Here is a 22418-nt window from a genome sequence, read left to right on the forward strand (position 1 = left end):
TCAAACAACCATATGGACGCGGCCGGTCGCTTTTAAGTCGAGAAACAGCTGATTAAGCTGTTTCTCGCCAGTGGCACGAATGGTCACTCTCACCGACTGAAAGCGGCCGTTGCGGCTATCGATCACTTGCATCGAGGTTTCGTCAAAGTCCGGTGCGTGGCGAACTAACACTTGGCACACCGTGGCGGGGAAATCCGTCGCCGCATCGCCAACCACTTTGATCGGATAGTCGCAAGGAAAAGTGATTTTCGGCGGCTTTTTCTGTGTCGTCGGCGAAGGGCGCATATCTCGGAAACCTTGCTTGCCTTTCGGAGTCATTCATTCACCTGCTATTCAGTTGATAGGCGCTACCGCGATGCATGAACTCTCATCAATGTCGCTACGCATCAAAACGATGTTTAATCCAGAAAGTTGCTCAAAAGACCACTGAAAAAGCGACGCACTTGGTCGATTAAGCGCTTAAAAAGCCCCCCTTCTTCGACGCTTTCCAGCGCGACGAGATCTCGCTCACCGACCACCTTGTCTCCCATCACCACTTCTAGCGTGCCGACGTCATCGCCCATGGATATCGGTGCATTGAGATCGTTATTCATATTCAACCGGGCGCGTAGCTCGTCGTTACGGTTACGCGGCAGCGTCATATACACTTCTTCATCGACGCCGATGCGCACTTCATTTTGCTCTCCGCCCCAGATACGCGGCGTGGCTAACACGGCCCCGCGCTCGTAAAGGTTCATGGTTTCATAAAAGCGAAAACCATAACTCAATAGTTTCTGCGTTTCTTGGGCACGCGCCTCTTCAGAATTGGTTCCCATGACCACTGACACCAACCGCATTCCATCTCGCTCAGCCGAGGCCACAAGCCCATAACCCGCCTCAGAGGTCCAGCCTGTTTTCAGACCATCCACGCTCGGGTCACGCCACAAAAGGCGGTTGCGATTCGGCTGGTCAATTCCGCCATAGGAGAACGTACGCTCGGAGTAGATCTCATAGTGCTCGGGATAGTCATTAATAATATGCTGCGCAAGAAGCGCCATATCGCGGGCGCTGGAGTAGTGATTTTCGCCCGGCAGGCCAGTCGGATTTTCAAAATTGGTATTATCCATACCAAGTCGCGCGGCGTGCTGGTTCATTAAATCGGCAAAAGGCCCCTGCCCACCGGCGAGATGTTCTGCCATTGCCACGCTGGCATCGTTACCAGAAACGATAACAATGCCGTGCAGTAAGTCTCTAACGGAGACCTGCGTGCCCACTTCGATAAACATCTTGGAGCCGCCAGTGCGCCACGCTTTTTCACTCACACTCACCATATCGTCAAAATCAATGGTGCCACGATTAAGCTCGCGCTCGACCAAGAACGCGGTCATCAGTTTGGTTAGACTCGCCGGTGGCAATCGCTGATCGGCGTTATGTTCTGCAAGCACATGGCCGCTGTTGGCATCCATCAATATCCACGATTTAGCTGCCAGCTGTGGCGAGGCGGGAATAATCGTTTGCGGCTGGGGAATCACCTGCGCGGAAACCGGTAAAGCAGCAGTCAGCACCACAGCGGCCATCAACAGCGCGAGTAAGCCAAAGCCAAAACGACAACAAAAACGACGTAACTTAAAAACGTTCATCACGGATATTTTCTCACTTAGGGTAAAGATGCATTATCTCACGATAAAGGGTTGGGGAAAGCCTGCCTGATGAAGCGATTCACGCAGCGACTGCTCATCTTGTTGGCGCCTAACCGGCCCGACTTGTACGCGATACACATCGGCTTCGTTAGTAACGCGCACATCGTGACGTAATTCGCTTTGCAGCTGATTTTTGAGCCGGTTGGCGCTTTCTGCACTACCTAGGGCGGCAATTTGCAAATAAAAAGGGGCGGTTTCTTCTGCTGATCCGGTTACTGACTCACGTGCCGCGGGCTCTGGCGCCGGATTAGCATCAGAAGCGCCAGCCTGCCAGCGCTTAGGGTCGATGGCCTCGACCTTCACATGCCCCGTGCCTTCGTCGATAAAACCAAGCCGTGACGCTGCGGCATAGGAAAGATCAATTTCCCGCTCACTGTGGAAGGGGCCGCGATCATTGATACGCACAATAACCGAGTTACCGTTATCCAGGCTCGTCACCCGGGCAAACGTCGGTAGCGGCAGCGAGCGATGCGCTGCGGTCATTTTGTACATATCGTAAATTTCGCCGTTAGAGGTGGCATAGCCGTGAAATTTCTCACCATACCAAGAGGCGGTCCCCTCTTGCGAATACCCCGTTGAGTCTGGCAACACGCGGTACGTTTTGCCCCACACCTGATAGCTTGAGCGATTACCTGCCCGAGATTGCGGTTCGTCTCTAGGCTCGGCGTCGGGCACGCGAGACACATCGGGTGGGTCAAGCGGGTAGGCATCGCCACTCAAAGCATAGCGGCCGTCGCTGCCCGCAGGTGTCGACTGCTCAGTTTGTTGTAATCCTGCACCATCTGCGTGCTCGGTGCGTTGGGCATCCCGGCTTGCACAACCGCTCAAGAACAAAGCCAAGATTAACAATGCCAACGGCGCCAACTTGTTTATCCGACGTGCTTCAACACTCACTTCAGGCTGCCTGTTCATTGCTTACCCTCTTGCTGCGTCTTATACGCGTTTGCAATCGCATCAGCCAGTGTTGCTACCGCCATTGCATAGAGATGGCTATGGTTATAACGCGTTATCACGTAGAAATTAAAGCCCCCAAGATAATATGCCTGGCTGCCATCCTCCAATGTCAATCGTAACGGCACCACGTGCTTATCTTGACGAGATAAAAACACGTCCACGCCCTCTCCCACTGTATACAGCCCCATGTTCTCGGCTTGCGCGAGTGTATAGGTAGGGGTCGAGGTTTGATTAAAGGTGATCGCCGTTTGTTTCTTTTTCCCAGCAGGCGAGATTTCGGCACGCTGGTAAATCGGCTCACCCGCCTGCCAACCATGCTTGGCAAAATAGTTGGCCACGCTGCCAATGGCATCCACTGGGTTGTTCCACAAGTCACGCTGACCATCGCCGTCGAAATCGACCGCGTAAGCTTGGTAGCTGGTGGGAATAAATTGCGGGAACCCCATCGCGCCTGCGTAAGAGCCGGTTAACTCAGCGGGGTCGACACCCTGCTCATGGGCAATACGCAAAAAAGCCGCGAGTTCACCGCGAAAAAACGCGCCGCGCTGCGGGTGATGAAACGCTAATGTCGCTAGGGAATCCAGTACCCGGTGGCGGCCTTTATAACGACCGTAATAGGTTTCCACCCCGATAATCGCAGTGATGATCTCAGCCGGCACGCCGTACTCAGCATCCGCACGCTCTAGCGTTTCATGGTGCTGGCGCAAAAACGCGGCACCTTCATCGATACGCTGCTCAGTGAGAAAGATGTCGCGATACTCGTGCCATTCCAGCCGCCGCTCGGCCGCACCAGCCATAGCATCCAGCACCTCTTGGCGAAACGTCGCCTGGTCAAGCGTGTGGGTTAACCACTCGGCAGGCAATCCTTGCTCAACGAGTTCCTCGACCAACGCCTCGGTATCAGCATTATCACGCGGGTGAAAGCGCTGAGCCTCTGCCAGGCTGGTAGCCATACTCAACCCCATCCACCCTGCTACCACCGCGCGTAACGCAAAGCGTTTTGCTCGCTGCTTACTGGCCGTTTTCATTATTGACTCCCAATTAGCGCGACAAAAGCCGGCGATGCGCATGTATCGACATCAAAACGCCAAACCCTGCTAACAGCGTCGCGCTGGATGTGCCGCCGAAGCTAATCAAAGGCAGCGGCACCCCCACCACGGGCAAAATGCCGCTGACCATCCCGACATTAACAAAGACATAGATAAAAAAGGTGAGAATAATACTGCCCGCCACCAAACGGCCGAAAGTATCTTGGGATGCCCCTGAAAGCCACAACCCGCGGCAGACAATCATAAAGTAAAGGGTAAGCACCGCCAGCATCCCCACTAAGCCGAACTCTTCGCCCAGCACAGCGGAGATAAAGTCGGTGTGACGCTCGGGTAAAAACTCAAGCTGTGACTGAGTGCCCTCAAGCCACCCCTTGCCCCAGAGACCGCCGCTGCCAATCGCCGTGGTCGATTGAATAATGTTCCAGCCAGCGCCAAGCGGGTCACTATCGGGATTTAAAAATGTGAGCACACGCTGGCGCTGATAGTTATGCAGGTTCATCCACAGAAGTGGCAATGCAGAGGCCGTCAACACAGTCGCCAAGCCTATCAGCCGCCAGGATAATCCCGCCAAAAGCACCACATTAATGGCGGCACTGGCGACCAAAAGTGAAGTCCCCAAATCCGGCTGGGTAGCAATCAGCATCACCGGCAGGCCAATGAGCCCGGCACAGACCAGGATATCGCGCAGTTTAGGCGGCAGCTCGCAGCGGTTTAAGTAGGCCGCCACCATTAGCGGGACCGCCAATTTCATCAACTCTGACGGCTGAAAACGCACCACACCGGGAATGACCAGCCAGCGTTGAGCCCCCATCCCCATATCGCCGAAAAACTCTACCGCCAGCAGCATTAAAACCCCAACCCCATACGCCACTGGCGCCCAACGCAGAAAGGTTCGGGGAGAAAACTGGGCAATAATCACCATGCCCACCAGCCCAACGCCAAAACGAATACTTTGCGCATACACGATTGCAATACGCTGGCCGGACGCACTGTATAAAACCACGAGACCTACCGCCATCAGCAACAACAAAAGGCCAATGAGCCAGGGGTCAAGGTGTATCCGTTCCCAGATGCTTTTGCGCCGCGCCATACCGCTATCAGGCGGTCGCACCGGATAGCGACGTAACCCACGTGTCAACGTCAACCACGACATACGTTACTGCCCCTCTATATCGGCGTTGCTGCTTTCCAGCGTCTCGTGAACGTCATCGACGTCAGGCGCTTCATCTTCCAGAAGCCACGCATCCGTCATCGCGCGGGCTAAGTGGGCGGCATGAGTACTCCCACCACCGGCATTTTCCACAATGACAGAGACAGCAATTTGTGGGTCTTCCAGCGGAGCAAAGGCTATAAACAGCGCGTGATCGCGTAGGCGCTCTTTAAGCTCATCCGCGTTGTAACGCTGATCTTGACCGAGCGAAAATACCTGCGCCGTGCCCGACTTCCCCCCCATCCGGTACTCCAAGCCCACACCGGTACGCCGTGCGGTACCTTCATGCCCGCTTAACACTTTTTCCATACCGCTGAACACGGTTTCCCACCAGCTCTCTTGGGTCAGCTCGATATCTTGGGGTGTATCGGGCAACGCTGTCGGAATAGTTTTTTCACCCAGCTTACTGGCCAAACGCGGCGTGACCCATTCCCCGCGATTGGCCAGCGTCGCCGTGGCGGTGGCCAGTTGCAGCGGCGTCACCTGCCAATAGCCTTGGCCGATACCCACTGACAGCGTTTCCCCAGGGTACCAGGGCTGATTATAACGCTCGCGCTTCCACTCCCGCGAAGGCATAAGCGCGTCACTCTCACCTTGGACGTCGTGCGCAACGCGCTGGCCAAAGCCGAACGCCGTCATCTGCTTGTGCAGCCTATCGATACCCAAATCATGGGCCAGCGAATAGTAAAACGTATTATTGGAAACGGCGATGGAGCGTTCAAGGTCTACCCGGCCATGCCCCCAACGCAACCAATTGCGGTACCGGCGCGAGTCATTGGGTAACTGAAAATACCCCGGGTCATTGATCGTGGTCTCCGGTGTCACTGTGCCTTCACGCAACGCTGCCAAGGCTAAAAATGGCTTAATCGTCGAGCCCGGTGGGTAATGGCCTCGTATCGCCCGGTTAAACAAAGGCAAATCAAGATCTTGTTGAAGCCCTCGATACGAGGCGACGTCGATACCGGTGACGAACTGATTGCTATCAAAACCAGGCGCCGAAACCATCGCGAGAATGTCGCCACTTTGCGGCTCAATCGCAACAATCGAGCCACGCCGACCGTCGAGCAAGTCATACGCCAGCATTTGCAGCTCTTTATCCAGCGTTAGCGTGAGGTTTTTGCCCGGCGTCGGGTCGGTTCTTCCTAGCTCGCTTAACACGCGACCACGGGCATTGGTTTCTACTTTGCGCAGTCCGGCTTCGCCGTGGAGCTCGTGCTCATAGAACTTCTCAACGCCGGTTTTCCCGATAAAGTGTGTACCGGCGTAGCTACCTGAATCCAACGATTTGAGCTCTTCCTCATTGATGCGGCCGACATAGCCCAACGCGTGCGCCATCACCTCAGCGTGTGGGTAGTAGCGCAAAAGCTGCGCCTCCACTTCCACGCCCGGCAAACGATGGCGATTAACCGCCAACCGAGCGATTTGCACCTCGCTTAAGTCGCTAATCAACAACGCTGGTTGGAAAGGACGTTGGCGCTGGCGGGAGCGAAGATGAAATTCTTCCACGTCCTCTTCAGGTAAATTGAGCAGCTCGATCAAAAGCGCGAGAGTTTTATCCAAGTTGTCGACCCGCTCGCGCACAATCGTCAAATTGTAGGTCGGGCGGTTTTCTGCCAACAGCACGCCATTGCGATCATAAATCAGCCCGCGCGTGGGCGGTAACGGCTCGACCCGAACGCGGTTATTTTCTGAACGCGTGCTGTAAAGGTCGTGTTGCACGACTTGAAGATAGCCGAGCCGCCCCATCAGAAGCGCCGTCATCGCAGTCACGACTAGCAGTGCAAGCAGCGCGCGAACACGAAAAATACGCAGCTCGTGCTCACTGTTTTTTAATTTGTCAAAGCGCTGAGGCATAGGGCGGATAGGTCTCAAAACGATCCAAAACGCCCGCCAATGGGGCGCTATCTACGGCATTAGCGATGATAAGGGTGACCCACAAGCAAGGTCCAAGCGCGATATAGTTGCTCAGCCAGCATGATACGGACCAGCGGGTGCGGCAGCGTTAAGGGCGATAACGACCAGGCTTTATCTGCCTTTGCGGAAAGCGAAGGGTCTAATCCATCGGGCCCGCCGACGAGAAGTACGATGTCTTTTCCTAGCATCCGCCACTGATCGGCCTCTTGGGCCAACGCCTGTGTTGACCAAGCTTTTCCCTTTACTTCCAGTGCCACCACGTATTCATCGCCTTTGAGCTTTTGACGAATACGTTCGGCTTCTTGCCCGCGCGCCTTGGCGACGTCCGCATTCTTACCGCGCTGCCCCAAGGATATCTCCTCCACCTCAAGGCTAAAATCGCGCGGCAGCCGCTTACGGTAGGTGTCAACGCCCTCCTCTACCCAGGTGGGCATTTTAGTGCCCACCGCAAGTAGGCGAATTTTCATGAAGTTGAGACCTGATCTTCCATCCGTTCGCGCACCAGTTCATGGGCTACGGTGCTATCGGCAGGCAAATCCGCCCACAGGCGCTCAAGATCATAAAGCGCACGCGCCTCGGGAAGCATGATATGCACGATGATGTCGCCAAGGTCGACCAGCACCCAGTCAGCGTTGTTACCGCCTTCAACACCGCGGGGTTGTAAACCTTCGGCTTTCGCCTTTTCGACGAGATTTTGCGCCAATGCCGAGACATGGCGCGTTGAGGTGCCACTGGCAATGACCATAAGGTCCGTGACATCAGTGAGTTTTGCCACGTCAAGTTGCGTAATATCGCGAGCTTTGAGTTCTTCTAGCGCGTCAATCGCTAGCTTTTTCAGTGTATCGATGTGCATGTCTCCTAAGTACCAACCTCATGGGGTGGGATGTAAAGCTGGCCATTGTAACCACTTATTTAGTGACTGCCAGCGCTTATTAAAGGGCGCGTATTTACGCTTATCTGCCGCTTTCAGGCAACCGATAAAGGCATTGATGCTCGATTTCGCGTTCCACCGCTTCGGGTAGCAAATAGCGCACGCTCCCCCCTTTGGCTAAACGGCGTCGAATACCCGTCGCGGAGATCCCCATCGGCGAGGGCAGCGTCACCGGCAGTACGCCCCCGTGCGGCGCTGCCATTAACTCACCCACGCTATTGACTTCACGTCCGGCGAGCAGTTCCAAAAGCGCCTGCGAACGCTTTGGAGAATAGCCCGGGCGGGCCATTACCACGATATGCGCTAACTCAAATAGACGCTCGGGTTGATGCCAGTCGGCCAGTTTCAAAAAGGCATCCTGCCCCAGGGCCATGATTAAGCGCGCCTCAATGCCATAGTCACTGCGTAACGCTTCAAGTGTTAGCAGGCTATAAGAAGGGCCTTCGCGGCGAAGCTCGCGATCATCCGCTACTAAACGTGGCGTATCGCCAATCCCCGCCTTGAGCAGCGCTAGACGTTGTTCAGCCGAGACCTGTGGGCGGTCACGCAGCGGTGGCTGAGGTGCTGGCATCATGTGTAATTGATCTAGCTCAAGGGATTCACAGAGCTCTACGCCGCTACGTAAGTGGCCAAGGTGCACCGGGTCAAACGTGCCGCCAAACATTCCTATGCGCTGTGGGCGCGCGGGTGCTGTCATTGCCGCACCTGGCCATCACCTAGCACTACGTATTTTTGGGTTGTCAGCCCCTCCAGCCCCACTGGGCCACGCGCGTGTAACTTGTCGGTAGAGATGCCGATCTCGGCCCCCAAGCCGTACTCAAAGCCGTCGGCAAAGCGCGTGGAGGCGTTAACTACTACAGAGCTTGAATCAACTTCAGCCATAAACTGACGCGCCAACGTGTAGCTTTCAGTCACGATGGCATCGGTGTGGTGCGAGCCGTAGTGTTCAATGTGCGCGATGGCTTCATCAATGCCATCGACGATTTTAATCGCCAGCACGGGGGCCAAATACTCTTCGCCCCAATCATCAGCACTTGCCGGTAGCGCATCGGGCACAAGCGCTTGCGTGCGCTCGCAGCCACGCAGCTCGACGCTGTGCTCGGCATAGACACGCGCCAATTCCGGCAGCAACGCTTCAGCGATCTTCGTATCCACTAGAAGCGTTTCCATGGTGTTGCAGGTACCGTAGCGGTGCGTTTTGGCGTTAAGGGCAATCGCGCGCGCTTTGTCCAGATCCGCCGTCGCATCGACATAAACATGGCATACGCCATCCAAGTGCTTAATTACCGGCACTCGCGCCTCGCGGGAGATACGTGCGATCAGCGACTTCCCCCCCCGTGGAATAATCACATCGACAAACTCAGGCATGCTGATCAGCTCGCCCACTGCGGCGCGGTCGGTCGTTGCGATTACCTGCACGCTGCCTGCTGGCAAGCCCGCATCGGCAAGCCCCGCTTGAATACACGCGCTCAGTGCGGCATTCGACGCCGCCGCCTCGGAGCCGCCGCGCAAAATACAAGCATTGCCCGATTTTAAGCACAGGCTTGCCGCCTCCATCGTGACGTTGGGGCGTGATTCGTAAATAATGCCGATGACACCGAGCGGAACGCGCATTTTTCCCACTTGAATGCCGCTTGGGCGTGCACGCAGGCCATCAATTTCACCCACCGGGTCAGGCAAAGCAGCTACCTGGTTAAGCCCTTCGACCATGGCATCGATACGCGCATCGTTAAGAGCTAGACGATCTAGCAGGGCGGGGTCTAAGCCATTATCACGGCCGCGCTGCATATCAAGCGCGTTGGCCTCTAACACGTCTTTACGAGCAGTGTTTAGGCGCTCGGCCATTGCCGCCAAGGCGCGGTTTTTGCACCCGGTGTCGGCCCGGCGTAATACGCGCGCCGCATCACGAGCGGCCTCCCCAACGGCACGCATATACGCCGGAATATCGGCGGTTAACTCAACAGCTGGGTTAGGAAACGATGTAGGAACGCTCATACCCTCTCCGTGCGTTTTGACTCAGTAAGTCTTATGTTAATAGATAGTGCCCGCTCGGTATTAGGCAGCGTGCCTGGAAGTTAGTATGATGCGGGTTACACATGGCATTGCGCTTTATAAACGCAAGAGGTCAATAGTAAGGCACCATGCAAAGTAAATACAAAATCCAACTTCTGCGCGGCAACTTGCTTACTGTGGCGGTGGTGTTAGCCCTCTGGACAGCGGCAGCGCCGCCTAAGGTTGCCCTGGTACTGTGGCTTTCCGTCGGGTGGCTACTAATGACCGCCATGCTGCTGGATTTTAGCCATCGTCGCGCACGCGGGGTGCCTTGGCAACTGCTTCCCGGGGTTCTCTTAGTCGGGCTTATCGCCGCCGCCCCGGAACGCCACAGCCTGTTAATTTGGGCGTGGGCAGCCCTATTTATGCTGCCGCAAATGAACTGGGTAGCGGCGTTTAACGTTAGCGGTATGGCGTTAAGTTTGGTCTTAATAGCGCCTCAGCTATCGCCACCAAGCTCGTGGTTGATGACGCTCTCGCTAGGGATATTAAGCCTATTAGCCCTTTCCCGTGCGCGCCAATTGACCGACATGAACGGCACCATCCGTCAGCGTTTGCGGCTCATCCCGGGTTTTAACTTGTGGGCACGCGAGCAATTACTACGCGATCTTCCCACAGAACAGACTCGCTGCGAACGCGAAGGCATTCATGGCGAGCTGCTTATCCTGCGGATAAAGCGGCAAAAACTCTGGCCCGTCGCACGCCAGCTGTGTGAACAGACGTATTACTTCGAGAACGTTTACCGCCTCAATAGCACGACACTCGCGACACTACTGCTATCCCGCTCGCCAAAAGAGGCCAAAGGACGCCGCGAACGCTTACTCGCTGAGCTCCCCGACGTCATGGATAACCGTTCGATTGAGCTGATTGATATCGAAACTAACTCACTCAACTTAGGCGATCTCACGCGTTCCGAGCCAACCAACAGCGCTCAGGAGGCCATATGAGTGAGCACATTCCACGGCACTTAATGACGCTCGCCTACAGCGCGAGCTTGGTACTCATGGCAAGCTATACCACGTGGCTATATGCCGTAGGCGCTTATCATGATTTGGTCATCCCCAGCTTCACCGTGATGTTGTTCACAACCGCCCTTCTGATGCATATCGGTAAAGGATTTAAGCCCTATGTTCCCCGCCTGATCTTGCTCACCAGCACGTATATTGTGGTCGTTGAGTCGCTATCGCAAAACGCGGAAACGTCTTTATTATGGCTTGGACTACCAATGACCGCGGCGTTCATTCTTTTACCCCTCTGGGCAGCGCTGGCTCTTAATGCGGCGCTGATCCCGCTGGTGTGGTGGCTAGCCCCGTTACATCACGCTGCCCCAAACGGGTTTATCGGACTCTGCGTCGTGATGCTTTTGCTCGCCTTGCCGCGCTGGGAGCATGGCCGTCGCCAAGCGCTTTTACGCGCCACCGACCCGAATGATGATGATTGTAACGCCTTCCATAGGGACACCCTATACGTACGTTTGAATAGTGAATATCAACGTGCGGGGGTGCTAAATCGCCGCCTGGCTGTATTAGTGGTCCATTTACCGCAGCTTGATATGGCCGGCGAGCAGTTTGGTCATCGTGCCCAGCTCGCGTTATTAGAATCGCTATGCCATGAAGTTAATCACCATTGTCGCGACCACGACATTCTTGGTCGTGCCGACAGCGCCTCATTCTGGTTAGTCTTGCCGGATACCAGCGAAAGCGGCGCACTCCTAGTGCGTGAGCGACTACAACGCGCCATCTCACGCTGCGTACTGGTCGAAACAGGCCAAGTCGAAGTTCGCATTGCCGCCTGTTTACCTCGCGCTCAGGAAGCGTTTGAACACTTTGTCCAGCGTCTTGAAGCACGCGGCGCTACTCTCTCCAACGTTTAGCCTACCGTTTACGATTATATCTAGCTGCCGCAGGAGACGTCTTTGCCGCTTGTCGATACGCTCCACTCATTGACGCTTAATCCTCCCCTGTTACTTTGCATGGTGCTGGCGATTGCATTAGTAGAATCGCTTGCCCTGGTGGGTTTACTGGTGCCGGGCGTAGTGTTAATCACTACCGCGGCTTCCCTGGCGGGACACCAGAATATCGCCTTGGCGTGGTTAATCGGCGCTGCCTTTATAGGCGCTATTTTAGGCGACGGCATCAGTTATGCCCTTGGTTTTAAGCATCGAGAGCAGGTCACGCAGCGCTGGCCTCTGTCACAGCATCCCGAATGGCTGGCCCGAGGGGCGCGCTTCTTTGAGCGCTATGGCGCGTGGTCGGTCTTTATTGGCCGTTTCGTGGGTCCGGTGCGGCCAATTATTCCATTGGTCGCCGGCATGATGCGGATGCCGCCGCGCACCTTTATCTGGGCCAATCTCGCCTCTGCCGTGTTATGGGCGCCCGCTTATGTGCTACCCGGCTACTTATTGGGCCGCACTTGGCAGCAACATTTAAACCTTCCGCCCGGTCTGGAGGCCGCGCTAATCATACTCGGCACGATTGTCGTCGTTCTCGCCGTGTTTTTTTCCTGGGGGAGACATCAAGCCTCACGGCACGGCAGGCTTTATCGGGCGATGGTCGTTGGCATTCGTCGTTTTCCACTGCTACGCCGACCTTGGCTCGCCATGAGCCAATCCGGCGATGTTCCGCTAGCCTCTCTCCTACTGTTGGTGATCGCAGTGGGCAGCTTGTCCGGCTGGACACTGCTGGTGATCGGCCACGATGGGCCGCTGGAAATGGATCTATTTGTTCAGCAACTGCTAACCCGGCTGCAAAGCGATGTTTCTGTCACCGTCGGTAATATCTTTGCGCGTATCGGCGACACCTTGGGCATTATTGTCTTAACGTTGCCGTGGGCGACGTGGATGCTGATGAGTAAGAGGTGGGATGCGTTGTTGCACTGGTGTGGCGCCTTTGGTGGCGTCGCCCTGATTAACGTGGTGGGCAAAGGGCTGTTTGAGCGCGCCCGTCCAGACACACCGGACTATCTGATGGGTTCGTACTCTTATCCCAGCGCCCACACATCAACAGCCGTGGTGCTATTTGGGCTGACGGCGGCTTTTGTTGCGGCCGAAATGCCTCGACAGAAGCGATTTTGGGCGTACTGGGTAGCCCTAGCGCTTGCGTTACCCATGGCGTTATCGCGGCTGGTGGTTGGCGTACACTGGTTTAGTGACTTGGTGGGAGGCGCGCTACTGGGGTTAGTCGTCTGTGCGCTCACCCGGCTTTACTGGCAGCAGCAGGCCCGCCCACCTCTGCGCCCCTGCCCTTGGCGGTTGCTCAGTGTTGCATCGCTGATACTAATCAGCGCCCGCGTAGGCCTGCTGCCGCCGGTTTAGAAAGAAATAGCAGGCCCCGCGCTATCCCAGCGCCAACCACCCCCCCACCCCAATCATCAGCGTTCCCGCGATGCGGTTCATAAGCCTGACGTTGCCGCTTTTACCCAGCACACTGCGCAGCGTTTTGCCACCGGTGGCATACACCAACATGCTGGCAAACTCTATGCTTAGAATCACGGCAATCAGCAGAGCCAACTGATGGGCTAGGGGGCGGTTGCTGTCCAAAAACGGCGGCAGTAGCACCATAAAAAACGCCCAGCCTTTGGGGTTAGCCACCGCGGTAACGAAGCCTTGCATCGCCAGTTGCCAACGCCCCGCTGGTGGGCCTGTATCTAGCTCGCTGGGGATCGCCATACGCCCGCGGGAGCGCCACATCATCACACCCAAGTAAGCGAGGTATGCCCCACCCACCCATTTGAAAATCGCAAAAACCTCAGGGTGCTTGAGCATTAGCGCCGCGACACCCACACCGGCTGCTGCCGCCACTAACCCCACGCCTATTAGCTCGCCGATCATCATCCATAGGGTGCGTTTGACGCCCTGCGTCATCCCCAGCACCATCGCCAGCGTCATGCACATCCCCGGCGTTAACGACACTAGTAAAAAAGTCGGCACAAAGACCGAGAGCATTGCCCATGACATCATTGGCTATCCATCCTTGGTTTTGGAGGCAGGCGATTGATCTTCACCCCAGCGAGGCATCAACTGGTGATCAATGCGAAGTTGATTGAGTATACGCGCCACCACAAAGTCAATTAAGTCATCGATGCTTTGGGGGCGATGATAAAAGCCTGGTGCTGCCGGTAGGATCACCGTCCCAAGCCGGCTCAGCGTCAACATATGTTCCAAGTGGATCGCTGAAAAGGGACTTTCCCGAGGAACCATAACGAGCGTGCGCCGCTCCTTAATCGCCACGTCTGCAGCCCGCTCGATAAGGTTGTTGCTAGCGCCCGTCGCCACGGCAGACAATGTCCCCGTTGAGCATGGGCAGATCACCATGGCGGAAGCAGCCCCCGACCCGGAGGCCACGGGAGCCATCCAGTCTTCACGCCCAAAACAGCGTATCTGCCCCGCCGCTGCTCCGCTTCGCTCACTCAGCGCCGCCGCCAGTCGATCGGGCTGGGCAGGCAATGTCACCTCCGTTTCGGTAGCAATCACCATGTGGGCGGCTTTGGATATCATCACCCAGACTTCGTGCCCTGCGGACACCAACACATCGATCAGCCTTAGACCATACTGAGCACCCGAAGCACCGGTAAGCGCCACGGTAACCGGTGGCTTAAACGATGAGGTTTTAGCATTGTCCATCATGCTTGCTCCTGGGCCGCTAATGCGTTTAACAAGCGCTCATGAACCCCTTCAAAGCTTCCGTTGGACATCACTACGATACGATCCTGGGGTGACGCTTGCATAACCACTGCGCTGACCAGCGCGTCAATGTCATCAAACAGGGTCGAATGCGCCTGGTCCGCCACAAGCGCCTCCATCGACCACGCAACCGAGGGCGGCTGGAACCAAAACACCGCATCGGCCTGCGCCACGCTTTCAGTCAAGCGTTCATGCATCGTTCCCAGACGCATGGTATTGGAGCGTGGCTCAATAACGGCCAGCAAGCGTCCTTTCGGTGTCGCGGCCCTAAGACCCTGCAACGTCGCGGCAATCGCCGTCGGATGATGGGCAAAGTCATCGATCACCTGAATGCCGTTGATTTCCCCGCGTACCTCCTGGCGCCGTTTGGGGTTTTCAAACCGTGATAGCGCGGCGCAGCTGCGGGCAAGATCAGCCCCGCAGGCTGAAGCGGCGGCCAGCGCCCCCAACGCATTGCGGGCGTTATACTCACCGGTAAGCGACCAGTCCACCACGGCATCTTCTTCGCCGCTATCGCTGCGCCTGATCACTTGAAAACGGCTCGCGTCTTCACGCTCCAACACCAGCTGCCATGCACTACTGGGCTCGCCACCAAAATGCGCAACCGGCGTCCACACGCCTTGTTTCAGCACCCGTTCAAGCGCGGGCTGATCGTCTGCCACTAATACTTGCCCCTGGCTTGGCACTGTGCGTACAAGGTGGTGAAACTGGCGCTCAATCGCCGCCAAATCTGGGAAAATATCGGCGTGATCAAACTCCAAATTATTTAACACCGCGATCTGCGGGCGGTAATGCACGAACTTAGAGCGCTTATCGAAAAACGCTGTGTCATATTCATCCGCTTCCACCACAAAGGGCGAATGGCTGTCGCCAAGGCGGGCAGAAACACCAAAATTGCGTGGCACACCGCCAATCAAAAACCCGGGTTTTAGCCCTGCGCTTTGCAAAAGCCACGCTAAAAGGCTCGCGGTGGTGGTTTTGCCGTGGGTACCCGCCACCGCGATAACCTTGCGCCCCGGCAGCACGTGCTCGGCGAGCCACTGCGCGCCGGAGGTATACGGCAAGCCGCTGTTTAAAAGTGCTTCAACCTCCACATTGCCGCGCGAAAGCGCATTGCCCACCACGACCGCATCCGGCGCTGGCGTTAGGTTCTTGGCGCGATAGCCCTCTTGCAGGGTAATGCCGGCCTCTTCTAGCTGCGTGCTCATCGGCGGGTAAACGTTGGCATCCGAGCCACTGACGCGATAGCCAAGCTCGCGGGCAAGAAGTGCCAGGCTGCCCATAAAAGTACCGCAAATCCCGATAATATGCAGATGCATGGCCGTCACGCCTCTTTAAGTGTCTCATTACACACGGCAAAACCTGGCCGTGCTATTGGATTAAAACAGCGCCAAAGCCTAGCACGGAGGTGGCTTTGACTCATCCGGCGCGTTACCGATGTGACAAAACCGGTCAGTTAATGCAGGATGCCCACACCGTTTTCACTATCTTCGCCTCTATCTCAATAATCCCGCCCCCGTTTTATCTCGTTAGGAGCTCGCAATGCGTATATTGATTCGCTACTTTTTTCGCGGTGTTCGACTGATTCTCGCGCCGGTGATGTTGGTTAGCGAAAAGCTATCCACCCCCCAATCCGTTGAGCGCACCTCCGAAGACCAGGCCGAAGTCGATAAAGCGTGCGAAATGTTAGCGCTTTATCAGTTCCGCACCTGCCCATTTTGCATCAAAGTGCGCAAAGAAATGGCGCGCTTAGGGCTGACGATTGAAAAGCGTGATGCCCAACTCGACCCGGCGCACAAAAAGGCATTGCAGGAAGGCGGTGGCCGCGTCAAAGTCCCTTGCCTAAAAATCACCCACGACGACGGGCATGACGAGTGGCTGTATGAATCTGACGATATCATTGCCTACCTTCACCGCCGCTTTGGGCAAGCCTAAAACAGCGGACATAAAACAGACGTTTGCCTCACACTTATTTTCGCCTTTGGTCTAGCCTACGCCGATTGAAAGCCCCCGTTGACCCGGTTCATAGAGCAGATGGATAGAGCCTGTCATTATTTCGATTGTGGCCTTTCAGCGGTGGAGCCTATCTTGTTGATGACAGGTGTAAGAAAGATGCCGCATCAAAACCACAACAGGAAAGACTATGGCTCAGCATACTTTAACGCTTAAAAAGACCCTTCTCGCTTCAGCGATGGCGGCAACGCTTGCCGGCACAGCCTTCGTGTCAACTGCCGCTCAGGCTGAAAACACCCTGCGTATGGCGTATGACGCCGACCCGGTTTCGTTGGATATTCACGAGCAGCTCTCTGGCGGCATCCTGCAGCTTTCGCACATGACCCACGACCCGCTCGTACGCTGGAATGATGCTCTTGAGTTCGAACCGCGCCTAGCTTCTGACTGGGAGCAAGTCAACGACACCACCATGCGTATGTCGCTGCGTGAAGGGGTGAAGTTTCACAGCGGAAACACCTTCACCGCCGACGATGTGGTTTGGACCATTGAGCGCCTCAAGCGCAGCCCTGACTTCAAGGCCATTTTTGACCCCATTGAAAACGTCACCGCCGTTGACGATCACACGGTAGAGATTACAACCAAAAAGCCCTACCCCTTGTTGCTGAATTTGGCCACCTACGTTTTCCCTATGGATAGCGCTTACTATTCGGGTGAAGCCGAAGACGGTGATTCGAAAGATGAAATCGTCAAAAACGGCAACTCCTTCGCCTCGCGCAACGTGTCGGGTACTGGCCCTTATACCGTCGCTAATCGCCAGCAGGGCGTGCGTACTGAGTTCGAGCGTAACCCTAACTATTGGGACACCGAATCGCCGGGTAACGTCGACACCATCGTCCTCAAGCCCATCAGCGAGAATGCTACCCGCGTGGCGGCGCTGCTTTCCGGCGACGTTGATTTTATCGCACCGGTACCGCCCAATGATTTGGAACGCGTGCGCGAAAGCGAGGACGCTAAGCTCGTTACGATGTCGGGTACGCGTATCATTTTCTTCCACATGAACCAGGATCGCGTCGAAGCGTTCAAAGACCCGCGTGTGCGTCAGGCGTTTGCCTATGCCGTTAACCAGGAAGCGATTGCCGACCGGTTAATGAAAGGCTTCGCCACGCCGGCAGCCCAGTTTTCACCGAAAGGTTACGCTGGCCATGTCGAAAGTCTTGAACTTCGCCACGACCTAGAGCGCGCTCAGACCCTGATGGCAGAAGCAGGCTACGCCGACGGCTTTGACATCACCATGATGGCGCCCAACAACCGCTACGTGAACGACGCCAAAATTGCTCAAGCCGTTGCAGCGATGCTGGCTCGTATCAACGTTGACGTGGATCTGAGCACCCTGCCGAAAGCGCAGTACTGGGGTGAGTACGACGACCGTGCCGCGGACATGATGCTGATTGGCTGGCACGCCGATACCGAAGACAGCGCTAATTTCCACGAGTACCTGACCGCATGCGTTGATCTGGATACCGGCGCTGGGCAGTACAACGCCGGTAACTACTGCAACCCAGCGCTTGATGAACTCGTAGCCGAGGCCAATGTGGAGGTTGATCGCGACAAGCGTGCCGCCATGCTACAGGAAGTCGAGCAGACGCTTTATGACGAAGCCGCGATTCTGCCGCTGCACTGGCAAGATCTGGCCTGGGCGTCGGCCAATCACGTCAACATCGAGCCGGTCGTCAACGTGATGAACTTTCCCTACCTGGGTGACCTGGTAATGGACGCCAAATAACGCCTCCAGTGCGTTAACCCAGTGTCATTCGACTGACTCGCCCCGAGGTGACTCGCCTCGGGGCGAGTGCTCCCTGTTTTAATAACGGAACCGTTCTAATGATCGCCTTTTTGGTTAAGCGCCTCTTTCATGCGCTGCTGGTGATGTTTGTCATCAGCATCATTGCCTTTGCTATACAAGATAACCTGGGCGACCCGATTCAGCAGATGGTCGGCCAGTCGGTCCCGGAGAGCGAACGCGCCGAACTGCGTGAGGAGCTGGGGCTCAACGACCCCTTCCTGGTGCAGTACGCGCGCTTTGCGATCAATGCGGCACAGTTTGATTTCGGCTACTCGTACGTTTTCAACCAGCCCACCACCGAGGTGATCGCGCGTCACTTACCGGCAACGCTAGAGCTTGTGGCTGCAGCCACCTTTTTGATTATCACCCTCTCGGTGCCGATTGGCGTTTATAGCGCCATCAAGCCCCGCGCGTGGCTTTCGCGCTTTTTTATGGGCATATCAATTGTCGGCATCTCGATCCCGGTGTTTCTCACCGCGATCATGCTGATTCAACTGTTCGCCATCGGCGTCAGTTGGACACCTTTTCCCGTCGATACCGCCTGGGGCAGTTGGCTCAACGACCTGATCTCCACCGAAGGTGGCATGCCCGCCTACGGCCGCGGTAACCCAGTGCCGGTGTTTGGCACCTGGGAGACTAACTTTGCAAGCCTAGAGGGATTGACTTACCTGGTGCTCCCCGCCGTTTCGCTGGCCTCGATCATGCTGCCGCTATTTATCCGCCTGATCCGCGCCGAAATGCTTGAGGTGATGCAATCTGACTACGTTAAGTTTGCCCGCGCTAAAGGGATTTCCATGCGCCGTATCTATTTTCTGCACGCCTTGAAAAACACCATGTTGCCGGTCATTACCGTCGGTGGGGTGCAGATTGGTACGCTGGTGGCTTACACCATCCTGACCGAAACCGTTTTCCAGTGGCCCGGCATGGGGCTTATGTTCCTGGATGCCATCGAGCGTTCTGATATTCCGCTAATCGTGACCTATCTCATGATCGTGGGCCTGATCTTTGTGATCACCAACACGATTGTCGACCTGATTTATGGCCTGGTTAATCCCACCGTCAAACTAACCGGAAAGCCCGCATGAACGCACCCTCTTCCGCGCTTCCCAGCCGCTGGGAACGCTTTCGTGATTCGTATCTGCTTTACAGTTTCAAACGCGACATCGTCGCTCAGATCAGCCTGATGGTATTCATTGCGTTGGTAGCCGTTGCGGTTCTCGCGCCGTGGCTGTCGCCCATGAACCCCTATGACCTGGCGCAGATCGATATTTTGTCCTCTGAGCTGCCGCCGTTCTGGGTCGACGGTAGCGATGCGGAGTATTTGCTTGGCACTGACGCCCAGGGCCGCGATATGCTCTCGACCATTTTGTACGGTGCGCGCGTATCGCTGATGATCGGCTTTGGCGCCGTGGCACTTCAGGCGCTGATCGGTGTTTGTTTTGGCCTGCTTGCCGGCTATCTCGGTGGGCGTATTGACGCTTTTCTGATGCGCCTCGCGGATATTCAGCTGTCGTTCTCGACGCTGATGGTCGCGATTATCGTCGGTGCACTGGTCAAGGCTATTTTTGGTGGTGAAACGTTCAGCGCCTATGCCGTACCGCTTTTGATACTGATCATTGGCCTGGCTGAATGGCCGCAGTACGCCCGCACCGTGCGCGCCTCGGTTCTCGCCGAGAAAAACAAGGAATACGTCGATGCCGCCCGCGTCATGGGGCTTCGCAGCAAGCGGATTATGTTCCGTCACATATTGCCTAACACCCTATCGCCAATCTTCGTGATCTCAACCGTTCAGATCGCCAATGCGATTATTTCCGAGGCGGCGCTGTCGTTTCTGGGCCTTGGTATGCCGGAAACTCACCCTTCGTTGGGTTCGCTGATCAAAGCCGGGTTTGACTACATCCAGTCCGGCTCCTGGTGGATCACCCTGATCCCGGGTGCGGTGCTGATAGTGCTGGTGCTGTCGATCAATCTACTCGGCGATTGGCTGCGCGATGTCATGAACCCACGACTCTACAAAGGCTGAAAATTCCATGGCACTGCTAGAAGTCAACCACCTCGATGTCCGCTTTGCTCTGCGCCTGGGCGAAGTGCATGCCCTGCGCGACGTGAACTTTACCCTTGAACGTGGCGAGCGCTTGGGCATCGTCGGCGAATCCGGCGCGGGCAAGTCCGTTGCCGCCTTTTCACTGCTGAACCTGATTGCCAAGCCTGGCTTTATTGCCGGAGGTGAGGTTCGCTTTGACGGCAAACAACTCAACAGCATGTCGGAACGGGCCTTGCGTAAAGTACGCGGCAACCGTATTTCGATGATTTTCCAAGACCCGATGATGACGCTGAACCCGGTGCTTTCCATCGGCGAGCAGATGCTTGAGTGTTTAAAAGCGCACCGGCGCATCTCCTCCAAGGAGGCCCGTGCCATCGCGCTGGATAAACTGCGTCAGGTGCAGATCCCCTCGCCGGAAACGCGTTTGGATCAATACCCACACGAACTCTCTGGCGGCATGCGTCAACGCATCATTATCGCCATCGCGCTACTGCTCGACCCGGATATCATCATTGCCGACGAGCCCACCACGGCGCTGGATGTGACCATTCAAGCCGAGATCATGGCGTTATTGCTGGAGCTTTGCGAAAAGTACAACGTCGGGCTGATTTTAATCACCCACGATTTAGGCGTCGTGAGCCAGGTCACCCAGCGCATGCTGGTGATGTACGCTGGGCGCGTGATCGAACAAGGACCGACGCGTGAAATCATTAACGACCCCCAGCATCCCTATACCCAAGGGCTGATCAACGCGCTACCACAAATGGCCACGCCGGGTGAGAAACTCAACCAAATTCGTGGCAGCATGCCTTCGCTGTCTAACCTGCCCAGCGGCTGCGCCTTTCATCCGCGCTGCGACTTTATCAAACGCGCCGATGGCACCCAGCGCCCAGCCTGCACTCAGCAAGTGCCGGAGTTTGTCACGTCGGGCAACTGCAAGGTCGCCTGCCACATGGTGGCTGAACTGTTAGATAAAGAGGCCAATGATGAGGCCCGCCTGAAGGAGACGAACCCATGAACGTGCAGGCAGAGGCCATGACGGATCACCGCACTCCGACGCAAAACGAAGAGAGCGCCGAGTCGCTTTTGCAAATCCGCGGCTTGAAGAAGCGTTTTTCGCTGTCAGGGGATTTTCTTGACCAGCTCCGTTTCAAAGGCGGCAAGTTGGTGCGCCACCAAGAGTACGTCCACGCGATCAACGGGGTGAATCTGGACATCCATCGCGGCGAGGCGCTGTGCGTGGTGGGCGAATCTGGCTGCGGCAAATCCACCGTCGCCCGCATCGTCATGGGGCTAATCACCCCCACCGAAGGGGAAATCCGCTACAACGGCGAGCGTATCGATAATCTTAACTCGCGTGCGCTTTTGGCCTACCGCAAGCGCATGCAGATGATCTTTCAAAATCCGTATGCGTCGCTGAACCCGCGCATGACCATTCAGCAAACACTCGAAGAGCCGCTGCGTTTACACCATCCCGATTGGGATCGCCAGAAAGTCGTCACGAAGGTTGAAGAAGTGATGCACTCAGTAGGCATCGACCCGGACTGGGGCAAGCGCTTCGGCCACGAATTCTCCGGTGGCCAGCGCCAGCGCATCGCCATTGCCCGCGCGCTGGCGGTTGACCCTGAGTTTATCGTCGCCGACGAACCTATCTCGGCGCTGGACGTGTCGATTCAGGCGCAGGTGCTAAACCTCTTGATGGAAGCGCAGCAGGAGCGGAACCTCACTTACCTGTTCATCACCCACGATCTGGCTGTGGTAGAGCACTTCGGTACTCGGGTCGCGGTGATGTATCTCGGCACGGTGTGCGAGATCGCCAACACCGCTACGCTCTTTTCCAAACCGCGCCACCCCTATACGCAGGCGCTTATGTCGGCGATTCCGCGTTTGGAAGATGATCGTCCGCAGCACGTCCGTTTGGAAGGCGAAGTCCCGACACCGGTGAACCTGCCCAGCGGCTGCGTCTTCCACGGCCGCTGCCCTTACGCCAACGCGCGCTGCAAACAGGAAATTCCCGTGCTGCAAACCCAGGATGACGGCACACGCGTAGCGTGCCACGCTGTCGAGGAAGGCCGCCTGTGAGGCGGCTGTTATTTCCTGTATGGAGA

At 56.2% G+C, this 22418-nt stretch carries 22 protein-coding genes; 9 read left to right on the plus strand and 13 right to left on the minus strand.

The features are described 5' to 3' along the window. The 10 genes from HZS81_RS15570 to HZS81_RS15615 form a co-directional block, all read right to left on the minus strand. Window positions 1–318, minus strand: coding sequence for an HP0495 family protein (locus HZS81_RS15570; protein WP_179931438.1), 318 nt, complete (start codon window positions 316–318; stop codon window positions 1–3). An 80-nt stretch (window positions 319–398) separates the two neighbouring features. Next, window positions 399–1556: a D-alanyl-D-alanine carboxypeptidase family protein gene (locus HZS81_RS15575; protein ID WP_179931495.1), complete on the minus strand. Its 1158-nt coding sequence runs from the start codon at window positions 1554–1556 to the stop codon at window positions 399–401. A 96-nt stretch (window positions 1557–1652) separates the two neighbouring features. Beyond that, window positions 1653–2591 (minus strand): septal ring lytic transglycosylase RlpA family protein, encoded by a 939-nt coding sequence (locus HZS81_RS15580; protein ID WP_179931439.1) that lies wholly within the window; start codon window positions 2589–2591, stop codon window positions 1653–1655. After that, window positions 2588–3661, minus strand: coding sequence for a lytic murein transglycosylase B (gene mltB, locus HZS81_RS15585; protein WP_179931440.1), 1074 nt, complete (start codon window positions 3659–3661; stop codon window positions 2588–2590). The genes HZS81_RS15580 and mltB overlap by 4 nt, the downstream gene beginning before the upstream one ends. Window positions 3662–3674: 13 nt before the next feature. Next, complete coding sequence (gene rodA / locus HZS81_RS15590; RefSeq protein ID WP_179931441.1) at window positions 3675–4835, minus strand: rod shape-determining protein RodA; 1161 nt, start codon at window positions 4833–4835, stop codon at window positions 3675–3677. 3 nt (window positions 4836–4838) lie between these two features. After that, the gene (gene mrdA, locus HZS81_RS15595) at window positions 4839–6746 is read right to left on the minus strand and encodes a penicillin-binding protein 2 (protein ID WP_179931442.1); all 1908 of its coding nucleotides are present in this window, start codon (window positions 6744–6746) and stop codon (window positions 4839–4841) included. Between the two features lie 59 nt (window positions 6747–6805). Beyond that, entirely contained in the window at window positions 6806–7273 is a 468-nt protein-coding gene (rlmH, locus tag HZS81_RS15600) for a 23S rRNA (pseudouridine(1915)-N(3))-methyltransferase RlmH (protein WP_179931443.1), read from the minus strand. Next, complete coding sequence (rsfS, locus tag HZS81_RS15605; RefSeq protein ID WP_179931444.1) at window positions 7270–7659, minus strand: ribosome silencing factor; 390 nt, start codon at window positions 7657–7659, stop codon at window positions 7270–7272. Before rsfS ends, rlmH begins: the two co-directional genes overlap by 4 nt. Before the next feature lie 100 nt (window positions 7660–7759). Further along, on the minus strand, window positions 7760–8434 hold the full coding sequence (gene nadD / locus HZS81_RS15610; RefSeq protein WP_179931445.1) for a nicotinate-nucleotide adenylyltransferase: 675 nt from the start codon (window positions 8432–8434) through the stop codon (window positions 7760–7762). Continuing rightward, complete coding sequence (locus HZS81_RS15615) at window positions 8431–9732, minus strand: glutamate-5-semialdehyde dehydrogenase (RefSeq protein ID WP_179931446.1); 1302 nt, start codon at window positions 9730–9732, stop codon at window positions 8431–8433. Before HZS81_RS15615 ends, nadD begins: the two co-directional genes overlap by 4 nt. A gap of 146 nt (window positions 9733–9878) precedes the next feature. On the opposite strand from HZS81_RS15615, the gene HZS81_RS15620 reads away from it, so the two are divergent. From HZS81_RS15620 to HZS81_RS15630, 3 genes are read left to right on the plus strand one after another with little or no spacing between them, the layout of a single operon-like run. Next, entirely contained in the window at window positions 9879–10736 is an 858-nt protein-coding gene (locus HZS81_RS15620; RefSeq protein WP_179931447.1) for a hypothetical protein, read from the plus strand. Continuing rightward, entirely contained in the window at window positions 10733–11662 is a 930-nt protein-coding gene (locus HZS81_RS15625) for a GGDEF domain-containing protein (RefSeq protein WP_179931448.1), read from the plus strand. The genes HZS81_RS15620 and HZS81_RS15625 overlap by 4 nt, the downstream gene beginning before the upstream one ends. Before the next feature lie 42 nt (window positions 11663–11704). Then, complete coding sequence (locus tag HZS81_RS15630; protein ID WP_179931449.1) at window positions 11705–13102, plus strand: bifunctional DedA family/phosphatase PAP2 family protein; 1398 nt, start codon at window positions 11705–11707, stop codon at window positions 13100–13102. Window positions 13103–13123: 21 nt separating this feature from the next. Here the strand turns inward: HZS81_RS15630 and HZS81_RS15635 are convergent, their stop codons facing one another. From HZS81_RS15635 to mpl, 3 genes are read right to left on the minus strand one after another with little or no spacing between them, the layout of a single operon-like run. Beyond that, window positions 13124–13747, minus strand: coding sequence for a LysE family translocator (locus HZS81_RS15635; protein WP_179931450.1), 624 nt, complete (start codon window positions 13745–13747; stop codon window positions 13124–13126). Between the two features lie 3 nt (window positions 13748–13750). Continuing rightward, complete coding sequence (locus tag HZS81_RS15640) at window positions 13751–14410, minus strand: flavin prenyltransferase UbiX (protein ID WP_179931496.1); 660 nt, start codon at window positions 14408–14410, stop codon at window positions 13751–13753. Beyond that, window positions 14410–15789, minus strand: coding sequence for a UDP-N-acetylmuramate:L-alanyl-gamma-D-glutamyl-meso-diaminopimelate ligase (mpl, locus tag HZS81_RS15645; RefSeq protein ID WP_179931451.1), 1380 nt, complete (start codon window positions 15787–15789; stop codon window positions 14410–14412). The genes HZS81_RS15640 and mpl overlap by 1 nt, the downstream gene beginning before the upstream one ends. 223 nt (window positions 15790–16012) lie before the next feature. On the opposite strand from mpl, the gene HZS81_RS15650 reads away from it, so the two are divergent. The 6 genes from HZS81_RS15650 (at window position 16013) to HZS81_RS15675 (ending at window position 22392) form a co-directional block, all read left to right on the plus strand. Continuing rightward, complete coding sequence (locus tag HZS81_RS15650; protein ID WP_179931452.1) at window positions 16013–16405, plus strand: glutaredoxin family protein; 393 nt, start codon at window positions 16013–16015, stop codon at window positions 16403–16405. A 208-nt stretch (window positions 16406–16613) separates the two neighbouring features. Beyond that, window positions 16614–18206, plus strand: a complete 1593-nt coding sequence (locus tag HZS81_RS15655) for an ABC transporter substrate-binding protein (RefSeq protein WP_179931453.1) — start codon at window positions 16614–16616, stop codon at window positions 18204–18206. A gap of 98 nt (window positions 18207–18304) precedes the next feature. Beyond that, window positions 18305–19351, plus strand: a complete 1047-nt coding sequence (locus HZS81_RS15660) for an ABC transporter permease (RefSeq protein ID WP_089706771.1) — start codon at window positions 18305–18307, stop codon at window positions 19349–19351. After that, window positions 19348–20289, plus strand: coding sequence for an ABC transporter permease (locus HZS81_RS15665; RefSeq protein WP_179931454.1), 942 nt, complete (start codon window positions 19348–19350; stop codon window positions 20287–20289). The genes HZS81_RS15660 and HZS81_RS15665 overlap by 4 nt, the downstream gene beginning before the upstream one ends. 7 nt (window positions 20290–20296) lie before the next feature. Continuing rightward, entirely contained in the window at window positions 20297–21328 is a 1032-nt protein-coding gene (locus HZS81_RS15670) for an ABC transporter ATP-binding protein (protein WP_179931455.1), read from the plus strand. Further along, window positions 21325–22392, plus strand: coding sequence for an ABC transporter ATP-binding protein (locus tag HZS81_RS15675; protein ID WP_241697531.1), 1068 nt, complete (start codon window positions 21325–21327; stop codon window positions 22390–22392). The genes HZS81_RS15670 and HZS81_RS15675 overlap by 4 nt, the downstream gene beginning before the upstream one ends. Window positions 22393–22418 lie beyond the last annotated feature (26 nt).

Source organism: Vreelandella salicampi (genome assembly GCF_013415105.1).
Taxonomy (GTDB): Bacteria; Pseudomonadota; Gammaproteobacteria; order Pseudomonadales; family Halomonadaceae; genus Vreelandella; species Vreelandella salicampi.

Bases quoted from the DNA above. Each gene is read 5' to 3' on its own strand.
- mrdA (WP_179931442.1), bottom strand. From the start codon at position 6,746: ATGCCTCAGCGCTTTGACAAATTAAAAAACAGTGAGCACGAGCTGCGT.
- HZS81_RS15665 (WP_179931454.1), top strand. From the start codon at position 19,348: ATGAACGCACCCTCTTCCGCGCTTCCCAGCCGCTGGGAACGCTTTCGT.
- HZS81_RS15650 (WP_179931452.1), top strand. From the start codon at position 16,013: ATGCGTATATTGATTCGCTACTTTTTTCGCGGTGTTCGACTGATTCTC.
- HZS81_RS15580 (WP_179931439.1), bottom strand. From the start codon at position 2,591: ATGAACAGGCAGCCTGAAGTGAGTGTTGAAGCACGTCGGATAAACAAG.
- HZS81_RS15575 (WP_179931495.1), bottom strand. From the start codon at position 1,556: ATGGCCGCTGTGGTGCTGACTGCTGCTTTACCGGTTTCCGCGCAGGTG.
- HZS81_RS15670 (WP_179931455.1), top strand. From the start codon at position 20,297: ATGGCACTGCTAGAAGTCAACCACCTCGATGTCCGCTTTGCTCTGCGC.
- HZS81_RS15570 (WP_179931438.1), bottom strand. From the start codon at position 318: ATGACTCCGAAAGGCAAGCAAGGTTTCCGAGATATGCGCCCTTCGCCG.
- mpl (WP_179931451.1), bottom strand. From the start codon at position 15,789: ATGCATCTGCATATTATCGGGATTTGCGGTACTTTTATGGGCAGCCTG.
- rodA (WP_179931441.1), bottom strand. From the start codon at position 4,835: ATGTCGTGGTTGACGTTGACACGTGGGTTACGTCGCTATCCGGTGCGA.
- HZS81_RS15655 (WP_179931453.1), top strand. From the start codon at position 16,614: ATGGCTCAGCATACTTTAACGCTTAAAAAGACCCTTCTCGCTTCAGCG.
- rsfS (WP_179931444.1), bottom strand. From the start codon at position 7,659: ATGCACATCGATACACTGAAAAAGCTAGCGATTGACGCGCTAGAAGAA.
- rlmH (WP_179931443.1), bottom strand. From the start codon at position 7,273: ATGAAAATTCGCCTACTTGCGGTGGGCACTAAAATGCCCACCTGGGTA.
- HZS81_RS15625 (WP_179931448.1), top strand. From the start codon at position 10,733: ATGAGTGAGCACATTCCACGGCACTTAATGACGCTCGCCTACAGCGCG.
- HZS81_RS15640 (WP_179931496.1), bottom strand. From the start codon at position 14,410: ATGGACAATGCTAAAACCTCATCGTTTAAGCCACCGGTTACCGTGGCG.
- mltB (WP_179931440.1), bottom strand. From the start codon at position 3,661: ATGAAAACGGCCAGTAAGCAGCGAGCAAAACGCTTTGCGTTACGCGCG.
- HZS81_RS15635 (WP_179931450.1), bottom strand. From the start codon at position 13,747: ATGATGTCATGGGCAATGCTCTCGGTCTTTGTGCCGACTTTTTTACTA.
- HZS81_RS15615 (WP_179931446.1), bottom strand. From the start codon at position 9,732: ATGAGCGTTCCTACATCGTTTCCTAACCCAGCTGTTGAGTTAACCGCC.
- nadD (WP_179931445.1), bottom strand. From the start codon at position 8,434: ATGACAGCACCCGCGCGCCCACAGCGCATAGGAATGTTTGGCGGCACG.
- HZS81_RS15660 (WP_089706771.1), top strand. From the start codon at position 18,305: ATGATCGCCTTTTTGGTTAAGCGCCTCTTTCATGCGCTGCTGGTGATG.
- HZS81_RS15620 (WP_179931447.1), top strand. From the start codon at position 9,879: ATGCAAAGTAAATACAAAATCCAACTTCTGCGCGGCAACTTGCTTACT.
- HZS81_RS15675 (WP_241697531.1), top strand. From the start codon at position 21,325: ATGAACGTGCAGGCAGAGGCCATGACGGATCACCGCACTCCGACGCAA.